The following is an 11,525-nucleotide window of genomic DNA, read 5'->3' on the forward strand; positions in this document are numbered from 1 at the left end:
GCTGGCCCTAGGTGTCGCGGCCCTCGATTTGCTCGAGGTACTCCTCGACCGGCGATTCAGTGGTCAGTCTGGCCCGTAGCTGAATGCCTTGGGCCACGTCGAGGTTTTCGACTGCGGCGGCGGCGTCGAGCCGGACTCGCGGGCTCACCAAAGTGTCGGAAGCTACGTGACGCATTATCTCGATGCCCAGCTCCTTGTCGGTCCTGCTGATCCGCCTGCCGAGTCTCATCCGATCGTCGGACGGAGCGGCTGGGGTCAGAGCTGTCCGGCGGATGACCGCCCGGCCCGACTCTCTGTCCAGCAGCCAAATCTGTTCGGCGGCGCCGAACCGGATCGCCGCCTGGGTTCCGAACTCTTCCACCAATCGGTGGGCGGTCTCGAGCCCGGTGACTGGCGCCACCTCACTCAGTGAGGTAAGGGCGTTCAGCCGCAGTGTCGACGGGAGCCGGTCGTTCGTGATCACGCCCTGCAGGGCGGTGACACCGACTTCGGCATCGAGCCGTGCGGCCTCCTGTGCGGCCCGGATCCAGGTCGCTTGGTCGTCGGCAAGGGAGACGTACCCGTAGCGGTCTTGCCTGTAGGCGCCGACCACCTCGGTCAGAGCGCGTGCGGCGGCGTGGGGAGCTATGCGGCCCGCGGCGATTCCAGCAGTGATCCTCGCCTCGCCGAACGTCGGATCCGCGACGAGCTGGAGCAGGAGCGACAGGCCGGCCTCGGAGTCGATGGCCGCGATCCGCTCGGCGGCGTCGACCCGGACGTCTTTTGCGACCGCTTTGCTGTCGACGATCGATTTGTACGCTTGCACGGCGTGCTCGTCGCCGTGGTCGGTGAGTTCCTGTGCGGCGTCACGACGGATGTCGACGCTCACTCGATGGTCCTGGGCGAGGGCGAGCAGCAAGGAGGCACTGGCCCCGGCTGACCAGCTTTCGACCGTCAGGGCGGCGTCCAGACGGACCCGGCCGGACACCTCGTGGCGGCTGCTGAGGAAGGCCAACACGTCCGAACCCGCGCCCGGGCCAAGAGCGCGTCCCGCGCCGAGCCTGGCCTCGTCCGAGGCGCCGGGGTCATAGGTGACGGCGCGGAGCAGTTCATCACCACGCTGCCGGTCGTGTTCGGCGATGACACGCGCTGCTTCCACCCGGAGGTAGTCGGGCCGGATGTCGCGGGCGAGCTTTGCCAACGCCGCCATCCCGCGCCGGGGATGCTGCGCGAGCAGATATTTGGCGGCCTTCAGCCGGTCCGGGCCGTCGAGCGTTTCGTCGGTGGTGAGGTCTTCGAGGGCTTGGATGCCGATCGGGGCGTTGTGCTCCAGCAACATCAGGCTGGAGTCGAGGCGACGCTGCCAGCCTGCTCCGTGCCGGGCCGTCACCTCGAGGACCGCGGCGGCCCGTTGACCGTCGATCTGGTTCAGCGCTTCGGCAGCCTCGCGCCATTCGCCGTGGCTCCGGCCGTGCTCGGCCACCCAGCCGGCCAGCGTTTCCACCAGTTTGGCGTGCACCTTCGCCGGCAGCTCCACGCCCTGCCGGTGCAGTTCGACGAGGAAGCGGTAGTTGACATCGCGGTGGCGTCGCTGCAGCAACCGGCGGAGAACGGGCGCCAGGTCGCGGCCCTGCCTGGCCCACAGGGCGGCGAGGAAGCTCTTGACTTCGAGGTCCGGCCAAGGCCACGGCTGGGGGACGAACAGTCTCCGCGCGGCGCGCCGGCGTGGGTCCGGGTGCAGGCCGGCCAGGTGCGCGGCAGCAAGGTATTCCTGGACCGTCTGATGGATGAACCCGAAGACACCGCGACGTTCGACGAGCAGTCCGCAGCTGCGCAACACCTCCCGGATGACGCTGTCCCACTCGGCCGACGACAGGGTGGCCGGCCTGGGGAAGCGCCGCGCGACGATGACCGCCGAGTCGGTCCGGACGGAGGTCTCGAACGGATCGGCACCGGCACGTTGCCCTTCGTGGGCCAGCAGCCTGAGCAGCTCAGGGGTCCTCTGGACCAGGTCCTCGCCCGCCCCCTCGGCTTCGGGACCGCTACGGCCGGTCCACTCGGCGAGCAGGTCGCGCACGTTGGTGATCTTCCGCTTGGCCAGCAGCAGATCGACGAACTCGGCGTAGAGCTCTGCCCGGTTCTCCGGCAGGCGCTGCCCGGGCGAGTTCGCGTAGAGGATGCATAACATGGTCGCGATCAACGGGACACCGGCCAGCCGGTCGAGTCTTGCCTCGTCGACCCGCTGGACGAACCCCTCCGCGGCGGATCGGGGATCGGGGAGCTTGAGCTGCGTGAACCAGTTCTGGGCGAAGTCGACCAGCTCGTGGCGCCCGAACGGTTCGATCGTGAACGTGGGGTAGTCGCCGTTCTCGGCGATCTTCTCCATCAGGAAGTCTGAAAGTGGCCGTGAGGTCAGCAGGAACCGGTATCGGCCCTCGTTGCGGTGCCGGGAGACCTTCGAAAGCACGATGGACCGCAACTGGGGATTCAGGATTTCGTCGACGCCGTCGACCATTACCAGCCATTCCGCGCCGGGGAACGGAGGTTCGCCGAACAGGGCGGTCAGCGTGACGCGGTCGAGGTCGGTGTCGAGGCTCCGGACGACGCCGTCGGCCAGCATCTCGCTCAGGCCGCGGCGCAGGGTCAGGGCCTCGGCTGCGACCAGGATCGGCACGACGTGGCCACTGCCTTCCTGCAGCCATCTCCGGGCCGCCACAGCCGTGAGATGACGAGCCAGGCTGGACTTCCCCGCGCCCGGGCCGCCGAGCACTTGTACCCCGCGAAACGCGTGCAGCAGGCTGTCGGCCTCCACCAGTTCTCCGGCCTCGGCGGCCGTCTCGTCCTCAGGGGCCCGGCCGGCTTTCTGCCGGAGGTAGACCTTGGACAGCGGGGAAGGGACGTCCAGCATGGCCGCGTAGGGATGACTGTCGTCGGCGGCGCTCGCCGCCTCGAGATACCGGCGCAGCCGCGGTCCCGGATACCGTGCGCCGGACTCGGCGAGTTGCGTGTCGTCCAGCAGTTCGAGCCAGGCGCGGGCGGCGGGCATCGCCGTGTTCGCCTCGGCGAGCCCGGGGTAGACGGCGAACGCCGTGCTGATCGGGACGAAGCGGGCAGTGTCGTCATGCGAGCCGTCGCGGTAGCGGACGACCCCGCAGACCGCGCCGGTTCGCCAGTTGAGCACCGGGGCGCCGCTCATGCCCGGCTTGATCCGCCCTTGGGTGCCTTTGAGCAGGATCGGACCCTCGATGTGTTCGGAAGCACCGTCCAGGCGCAGCGACACGACGTCTCCGGCGCGGTACTTGCCCTCCGGGTGGCCGAAGACCCACAGTTCGTCACCCGGCGCCACCGAAGCGGCCAAGTGGACGTGCGCGGCCCGCTCCCCGCCTACCGGGCGGAGAAGTGCCAGATCCAGGCCATCGGGCCCACCCGCCAGGTAGTAGTCGGTGAGGACTTCGTAGTCGCCGGCGTCCCGCGTCGCGGTGGCCGAGCCGTGCACCACCTCGACCGGCCCACCGGCCGAGGTGACGACGTGGGCGCAGGTCAGGACGAGCTCGGGGGTGATGAAGAAGCCGGTGCCCTTGACCGTCGTCGACGGGATGGTCAGTGGCACTGTCGCTGCACGTACGGCCGCTGCGAGCGCTTCGCGTTGTCCGTGCATACCCTCCATCGCTCCCTCGATCGGAGGTAGAGCCTCCGACGCCGGTCAGCCCGTGTCAAGGCGTACCCAGGCCCGTGGATCGCGTGGTTGACACGCTGATGGCGTTTAGTGGTGCCCGAGCGATGACCACGGCGGGAGCTTCACGTGGGAGTTTGCTGGCCGACATAAGACCGGTTATCGGCTGATGTCTGTGTCTTGTTCACCGCGGGATGCGGCTTCGGGTGCGTCGGCAAGTGGTCCGCGCCTGGAGGGGAGCCCTGTCAACGGAATGAGAGTGTGTTAATTATCTGCCCTCGCGACAATGCTGGACGAATCTAACAGTTTCCTCTATGAGTCAACGCCGCCTTCGTGAAGTCTAGTCGAATGCTGTCGGTTTTTGGAAGGACAATCGCTGCGCCACGACTGGCAGCCCAGCTAGTCGGAAGAAAAAGGTATTGACTGCCAGATTGAAGGATTAACTTAAGTCCGTCGTAACGGTATCGATACGCGGAGTCGCTGTCGCCGCATATAGTCTCCAGTGTGTCCGATGTCGGCAAGCTAAGATCTCGCTCGCTGTATATCGCTACGTCAGGCCAATAAGGTAACGCAGAAACAAGGTCGCGTCCTCGCCCGCTGCCCACTGCCGCCGAGTAGTTGGCAACTGCCCAAAAGAGGCCGATGTTTACCAATAGAAAGACAGATGCCCACTCGCAGAAGTTTGATCGCTGGGACAATTGACCATCAATCTTGGTGGGCTGAAAATGACTCGATCGCTTGTTTCGTCGGATGCGCCCAGTGTTGCCACGTCGAATTCCTTGGAGTGTTCGAATCGACGCCCTAATGGTGAGAATGCCGAAAGACAAAGCGAGTCCGGGGAGTGCGGTAAAGGCCGTCCAGAAATAAGGTTCCAAAATCCCGCTGATTGCAATGATTAGGAGTACTCCTCCGGCGGCCAGGCCAATGCGCGATGCAATCTTCCGTATGACTTCCCTTCGTTGAGACGCTATTCGCACAGTCAGCACAGGATGCGACCACAGAGCCACTAAAGCGAGGCTGGCAACGACGGCTAGTGGAACAAAGAGTCCATCTGCGCTGCGAATCAGGTAGTCATATGTGGTGAAATCCATGACGGTGTACTCAACGCCGAATGTCTGCAGGAACCAGTAGGCGTGCAAGAGTCCGAAATAGTACAACAGTGCCGTCACCGCCGCTCCTGGTGCCACCACTGACTCAAGTACCTTTAGTAGGTCTGGTCCTGTGGGCCGCAATGTGCCCGAATATTTGTCGGTCATCGACTGGGGGCGGGTTGTGTCGACGAAGTCGGCGAGACTTTTCCGCATGCGACATTCACGATAACATAAACCTTTCCGCCTCGCTTGACCTCTACGTATTTATCCGAGCTGTGCTCGGCGTACTGATAGCCTTCCACTCCACTGACATCCTCGCATGGCTCACGGTTATCATTGGAGGAGTCATTGTCGACCTTCATCTCCACGGTCACGCAAAGTTCGTTATTACCGCAGGCCGTGCGAATGTTGTGTTCGAGGCGAGGTTTGCCAAATGAATAATCATTACCGGTGAGATTGTCGGACGGAATAGGAATATGTATCGGTGACCCAAGGCCGCTGCCTGGGTGGCTATCACTCGACCCCGGCGTGGTGGTCGTTCCGCCGCTATGTGCCGGCGATGTGGTGACCGTGGTGGTCCCGCCTGGCGACAGCGGGGTGGATGTTCCACCATTAGGCGAGGATATTGGCGTGGCGGTTTGTCCACCACCTTCCGGCTGCGGAGGTACTCCGGGTATGCCGACAACTGGAGCTCCGCAGCCGGCCACTGCCAGAAAGATCATAGATGGAGAGATCCAAATCGATGCTCGTCGCCTCATATTTGACACATTGGCCTCCGTCGTTTCCGGGAGGTCCCGGGGAGCTCAGGGCCGGTTCCCGGGCGGGCAGGACGTTGAGCGCGGCCAGCAGGCGGTTGCGGCGCTCCGCGAGTCGCAGCACGTCGCGGACGTGATCCAGCGGGTCTTGTAAGAACGCGGACTCGAGCTTTTCTGCCGCGTCGGGCGCACCGAGTGCTGACGCGATGTCGCGGACCGCGGTGGGCGTGCTGGTTCTCCGCACTTTCGACACCTTTTCATGACACCCCAGGGCAACGAGCAGACGCAAGGGTTTCGACGCAGTGCGCCGAGCAGGTTTTTCAACAGTCTTCGGCGAGGTGGCACTGCCGGCTGTGTCTAGGTTTGGCTTCATTCTGATGGCACTGCTACGGCTAACACCTTGGCCTACGTGATCGGCACCGCCAGCGCGATCAGGAACTTGAAACCACGTGCGGCTGCCCGCGGGCTCATCGCGAACTTGAACGGCGGCCGTGATCAACGCCACTCCGCGGACACGTCGCGGCAGCGGAGCGGAAAAGCCTCCAGTTTCAAGGATATTGACGCATATGCGTGACCGAGCGTGCAGCTCGGATCGCCAGCGTGGAGGAGTCGTAGTGGTCGGGAGTTGTCGGCCGGCTGTCCGCTGCGAGGCGTTGAAGTCATGGGGATGATCGTCTTTGGCGACATCGGCGGCGTTGCTGATCGTCCAGTGCGTAGACGACTGAGGGCCGTCATCGAGTGAAGGGGGCTCGGTCTGCTCCGGACGGATCGCCGTTTCAGTTCGTGCCTGAGTGTCGCTCGGCTAGGGAGTCGAAGAAGTTACTGAGTGTACCGATTGCACGTTCCGGGTTCTGTAGTTCGCGGCCTCCGAAGCGGTACACCTCGTAGCCGCGCAGTCGAAGGTCGCGGTCCTCGGCGACCATTTCGGCGTAGCGCTGAGGGCTGGCGCTGCCATCGTCGTTCGCGTAGTGCTGAACGCCGTCGCATTCGATCACAACTCGTGTGCGGTTGGGCAGCAGCAACAGGAAGTCCATGCGCTGGCGGGTCAGGGCTGCTGCACCCTGTCGTTTGGTATACGGGTCATAGTGGAGATAGACCTGAGGGATCAAGGCGGGGATGTCCGGGCCCTGCTTGACATAGCGATCAGCGTAGGTTCGCAAGATCCGACGTTCGGCGTCGTTGTCGCCCAGTGAGCGGTCCATGCGACGGTACAGGCTGCGGGAGACATCCGTCTCGGCTGCACCAGCCATTCCCTGCTGCTCAGCCCACCATGCTGTGAGTTGTCTCCAGGTCAGTCCGGTCGGTTCCAGCGGACGGTTGTATACCAGGCAATATTGTTCGTTTTCGACGAGGTCGATATCGTTGTTGATGGCGTCTCGGAACACGATCTTGGGCTTTGGGCCGTCAGCAGCGAAGATCAGGTTCTTGAGGTCGCCCGCCACACCGTGGGGGCCGAGACGGTCCACCAGGGCTAGAAGTTCCGGCGCTTCTATCTCGTCCGCCACACGGCGCGCGACGTCCGCCAGCTCGACAAGAGTCTGGTTTTCCAGTACCGACGACGCGAAGTCCACCTTGGTGTAGGCCACCCACTCGTTCGGCCAAGGGGCCAGGCCCAGGTCCTCGAAGAAGTCCTCAATCTTCCGCCTCGTCATCCCGTCTCTGAGGTGCTCCGCGATGGCGTTCCGCAAGCGGCGATCGGTGACGACCTGCATAGAGTCAACTGTATGCGCAGGCAGCCGAAGTCGGTGGAGTCGGCACTCGCCCGCGCCGCACTCCCCGCAGGCTAAAGCTGTCGAGGACTTTGTGCGCCGACAGTCCGAGCAGCAGCGGTGAAGAAGGCCGTGTGCGCCCACCAGGTCACCCTGTCTGCGGCGCAGACGGCGATGCTGAGTGACTGGACCACGGCGAAGTCCATGCTCGGCATCGGCTGACCTCGCGGCACAACCTGGCCTACGGCTACCAGGCGGTGGGAGGTTTGGCGGGTGTTCCCGCTGTACGAGAGCAGCCACGCTGATCAGGAGCGGGTACTGGGTCCCGACTACCCGAGGACGATCCGCTCGAACCTCGACGGGGCGCCATCGATCTGAAATCGCCACCGTGCGGTCGATACGGACCGGACCACCGGTGGGCTGAACGTCCGCTCACCGCATGAGCGTGGGTCCGCTGGACGACCGGTCGGAGGCAGCAGCGGATGTTCTCCTCAGCGGGAACGGAGGCAAGCGATCGACCTCATTGCTTATGAGGGCGGTCTCTCAGATAGTTGATCTCGCCAGAGGGCGAGGTTGTTGCGGGTGATCAGGGTGTGGGGGTGGTCTGGGCCCAGTACTCGGATTGTGTCGGTGAGTAGCTGCTCGAAGGCGGCTACGGCGCTGGCCGGATCACCTGCTTCACCGCGCCAGCGGGCGAGGTCGCTGCGGGTGATCAAGGTGGTGGGGTGGTCTGGGCCCAGTACTTGCACTTCGTCGGTGAGTAGCTGCTCGGACGCGGCTACGGCGCCGGCCAGATCACCTGCTTCACCGCGCCATGAGGCGAGGTTGTAGCGGGTGATCAAGGTGGTGGGGTGGTCTGGGCCCAGTACTTGCACTTCGTCGGTGAGTATCTGCTCCAGGGCGGCTACGGCGCCGTCCGGATCACCTGCTTCACCGCGCCAGAGGGCGAGGTCGCTACGGGTGATCAAGGTGGTGGGGTGGTCTGGGCCCTGCACCCGCAATCGGTCGGTGAGTAGCTGCTCGAAGGCGGCTACGGCGCTGGCCGGATCACCTGCTTCACCTCGCCAGCGGGCGAGGTTGTAGCGGGTGGCGAAGGTGTGGGGGTGGTCTGGGCCCAGTACTCGGATTGTGTCGGTGAGTAGCTGCTCGAGGGCGGCTACGGCGCTGGCCGGATCACCTGCTTCACCGCGCCAGGAGGCGAGGTCGTTGCGGGTTATCAGGGTGTGGGGGTGGTCTGGGCCGAGTACCCGCACTGCGTCGGTGAGTAGCAGCTCGAGGGGCGGCTACGGCGCCGGCCGGATCACCTGCTTCACCGCGCCAGCGGGCGAGGTAGTGGCGGGCAGTCAAGGTGTCGGGGTGGTCCGAGCCAAGCTGCTCTGTGGCAGTGGCGTGGAGTCGGAGAAAGTGGTTCCTGGCCTCAGCAAACAGCCCTCTGTTGCCAAGGCTGGTCCCGGCACGGAACAACACGGTATGCCCGTCGGGTTCCCATAGGTGCTCGCCTGCTGTTTCGGTCAGTGCATCGGTGTTGGCACCCAGCACCTGCCCCAGCGTGGTGTCGCGTTCGGTGTCCGGCCAGATGCCCAGCAGCGCATCCGCCGCCGCGCCCGCCAGCGCGCGAAGCTGTGGCGCGGTTAAGGCGTCTCGGGTGGCGCGCTGCACCAACGCGTGCACCTGCACCGTCCGAGTATCCGAGCTCGGGTCCAGGGTGATCAGGTTCAGCCGGTGCAGACATCCCAACCCATCGTGGGCCTGCTCGGCGTCGACCTCGCGTCCCGTGTGGCTGGAGAGCAGGTCGGTGACCGTGGGGGTGGTGAACAGCGCGGCGGGGATGCCGTTGGGGTCCAGCATACTGGCCACCTCCAGCAACGCCCCCGCGATCCCCGCCGGTTCGAGCCGGTTGGCCTGCTCGACCGACAATGACCATGTCGTGGCCACGGTCGCGTGGTGCTCGTCGGGCAGCCCGTCGGGCTCGGGCAGCAGCAAGGCCAGGCTTCGCCGGCAGCTGGTCCACCGCGCGCGGTAGTCGGTGCAGGGCAGGGCGCGGTCCAGCATGTAAGCGGCGGCCTGCGCCACAGCCAACGGCAGGCACCCCAGTTCAGTCGCCAGCTCGGCCGCGCCCTCTGCCAGGTGGGGCTGGTCGGCCAGCGCGGCACGCAGGTACGCCTCGGCCTCAGCTGGGGTGAATACGTCGACCTCGACCAGGCAACGGCCGTGTCCGCGGAGTGAGGCGTCCCGGCGCCTGGTGGTCACCACCACCTGCCCGGCCGGCGCGGCTGGTGGCCACAGGCCGCGCAGGTCGGCGGGGTTCTGCACGTCATCGAGCACGATCAGCCACCGCGCGGGGGTGGCGGCTAGCCATTCCAGGAGCCGTTGTGCGCCGTGCTCGGGGTCGGTGTCCTCGACACCGGTCAGGTCGGTGGCCAGGCGGGCGTAGCTGGACACGATCGCCTCCCGCGATCCCGCCGTCACCCACACCCACACATCGACTTCGCCGGCGGTCCACAGCCGCTCGGCGTAGTCCAGCGCGACCTGCGTCTTGCCGACACCGCCCAGCCCCGACACCACACCGGTGTGCACCCGCGGATGACCGGTCAGCACCGCGACGTTCCCGCTCTGCAACGCCTGCCCCAGCAGGCGGGCTGTCCCCGATCGATCCTGGAAGGCCGCTGCCTGCTGCGGGGGAATCCCGGCCCGGTGCGGCAGGGACACCGCAGGTCGGGGGTGGTGGAAATGCACGTTGCCGTTGATGACACCGGCTTGGACCACGTTCCCAGACACGTCACCGGCCACGCGGTTGGCTGTGCCGCCGTCCGGCGGCATCTCGGGGCGGTGCCTCACCGATCCAGTATCTCTACCTCGCTTCTATCGGACCGCAGGAGCCGACATGCTGACCCAAATGGTGGCACCTCGACGACGGGATGCTTCCCGCCGGCACCGCGCTCGTGCGGCGCGGGTTGGGCTCGTTCGACGTCGGGCAGACCACCCAGTCGTGCTTCACCTGGCAGGACCCGGCAGGCGGTGGCCACATCCTGGGCCGCCTCTGCCTGCTTCCCGTCACTGCTGCGACCGTCGGCGTCGCCGTGGCCGCCACGGGCGGCGAACTCGTCTCGGAACAGGTGCTCCGCCTCGCGGCCCCGAACAAGTCCACCTCGGCGCGCGCCCGAGCAAGCGCGGCCGCCGAGGTCACCCGGCTCGGCGGTCGGCTCGACCCGCTGGACGGCAAACACCTCCCCGCCGCCGCGGTCACCTTCCCCGTCGGCGCAGCCCTCGGCCGACGCGCCGCCGCCGGCTGGACCCGGGTCGGCCCCGCCCACGCGCTGACGGCCGAGCAGCCCTGGTGCGGCGGAGCCGGACTGCTGCTCGGCTGGGACGTCCGCCACGGCACCCCGGTGCCGGCGCGGCTGTTCCAAACCCGGCCGACGACCGGTGTCGTGCTCGGGCACGGTTTGGCGAGACTGATCGCCCTGCGCGCCGTCGCCGCCGGCGCGGCGGTCACCGTGCGGACGGCTTACCCGCAGCTCTGGCCGGGCCCTTTCGAGCTGCTCCCGCCCGGGGCCCCGGTGGTGCGGTCCGGCGGCCCGAGCCGGCCGCATCTGATCGTCGGTGACCAGGCCGTCACCGCGCCGCTGGGCGCTTACCAGGCCCACCTAACTGTGCTGGACAACCTGGTGCCCCATGATCTCCCGCTCGTGGAAGCCGTGGACCTGGTCGTCTTCGGTGAAGTCGACAGCGCGCAACGAGCCCTGTTCAACGCGACCTTCGGCGGCGTTGTGGGTCCCTTCGAACCGCACGCCGGCCACGCCGTGGCAATCAGCCGGAACCAGCTGTCTGTCTACTCGGTCAGCACGACTCCCGTCGAACAGAACATGCTGGTATGACTCGTGTCGGTCGCGTCTCCTCTGGCCCCGGGTGACTAGTCGGTTGGTTGGCCGGTTGTTTGACCGTGCCGGGGCCAGTGTCGAACAAGCCGATATTGCGGACCGCGCACACCTGCAACGTGAACCCCGAGCTGCAAGTGATCACCGCCGCGTCGAGGATCTCGTCGTCGAGGTGGATCCCTGAGGCGATACCTGAGTTGCCGAGGCAAACGTTTGCCTCCGACACGGTGACCTTAGGGTGTGCACGGTCGTCTGGCAGCTATCGTCGACTAGATGTATTGACCCGTGAGGTTGGGGACGCGGCTGGCGGGTGGTTTGCCAGCGAGTGCGGTGTGGCCGCGATGCTGATTGTAGGTGTGCAGCCAGCCCGGAAAGGCGTCGCGGCGTTCGGTCTCGGTGCGATAGGGCTGGTTGTAGGCCCATTCGTCGAGCAGAGTGCG

8 protein-coding genes and 1 pseudogene are annotated in these 11,525 nt (G+C 66.0%); 1 reads left to right on the forward strand and 8 read right to left on the reverse strand.

The features are described 5' to 3' along the window. Positions 1-7: 7 nt before the first annotated feature. The 7 genes and pseudogenes from AB0N03_RS49130 to AB0N03_RS49160 form a co-directional block, all read right to left on the reverse strand. The gene (locus AB0N03_RS49130; protein WP_364387870.1) at positions 8-3,646 is read right to left on the reverse strand and encodes a trypsin-like peptidase domain-containing protein; all 3,639 of its coding nucleotides are present in this window, start codon (positions 3,644-3,646) and stop codon (positions 8-10) included. Positions 3,647-3,951: 305 nt separating this feature from the next. Then, positions 3,952-4,821, reverse strand: a complete 870-nt coding sequence (locus AB0N03_RS49135; protein ID WP_364387872.1) for a hypothetical protein — start codon at positions 4,819-4,821, stop codon at positions 3,952-3,954. 534 nt (positions 4,822-5,355) lie between these two features. Then, the gene (locus AB0N03_RS49140) at positions 5,356-5,742 is read right to left on the reverse strand and encodes a hypothetical protein (protein WP_364387874.1); all 387 of its coding nucleotides are present in this window, start codon (positions 5,740-5,742) and stop codon (positions 5,356-5,358) included. A 532-nt stretch (positions 5,743-6,274) separates the two neighbouring features. Then, positions 6,275-7,210, reverse strand: a complete 936-nt coding sequence (locus tag AB0N03_RS49145; RefSeq protein WP_364387876.1) for a hypothetical protein — start codon at positions 7,208-7,210, stop codon at positions 6,275-6,277. A gap of 524 nt (positions 7,211-7,734) precedes the next feature. Continuing rightward, on the reverse strand, positions 7,735-8,175 hold the full coding sequence (locus AB0N03_RS49150; RefSeq protein ID WP_364387882.1) for a tetratricopeptide repeat protein: 441 nt from the start codon (positions 8,173-8,175) through the stop codon (positions 7,735-7,737). Between the two features lie 18 nt (positions 8,176-8,193). Next, positions 8,194-8,460: pseudogene (locus tag AB0N03_RS49155) on the reverse strand (tetratricopeptide repeat protein); the annotation flags it as partial. Beyond that, a complete protein-coding gene (locus tag AB0N03_RS49160) occupies positions 8,390-10,045 on the reverse strand; it encodes an NB-ARC domain-containing protein (RefSeq protein ID WP_364387878.1) in 1,656 nt (551 codons plus the stop codon). The pseudogene AB0N03_RS49155 and the gene AB0N03_RS49160, both read right to left, overlap by 71 nt. 80 nt (positions 10,046-10,125) lie before the next feature. Between AB0N03_RS49160 and AB0N03_RS49165 the strand changes: the two genes are divergently transcribed. Then, on the forward strand, positions 10,126-11,085 hold the full coding sequence (locus AB0N03_RS49165; RefSeq protein ID WP_364387880.1) for a hypothetical protein: 960 nt from the start codon (positions 10,126-10,128) through the stop codon (positions 11,083-11,085). 269 nt (positions 11,086-11,354) lie between these two features. Here AB0N03_RS49165 and AB0N03_RS49170 read toward each other — a convergent pair. Beyond that, a partial coding sequence (locus AB0N03_RS49170; RefSeq protein WP_364387884.1) for an integrase core domain-containing protein occupies positions 11,355-11,525 on the reverse strand: 171 nt, incomplete at its 5' end.

The sequence above is a fragment of the Amycolatopsis sp. NPDC051061 genome, from assembly GCF_040682935.1.
Classification (GTDB): Bacteria; Actinomycetota; Actinomycetes; order Mycobacteriales; family Pseudonocardiaceae; genus Amycolatopsis.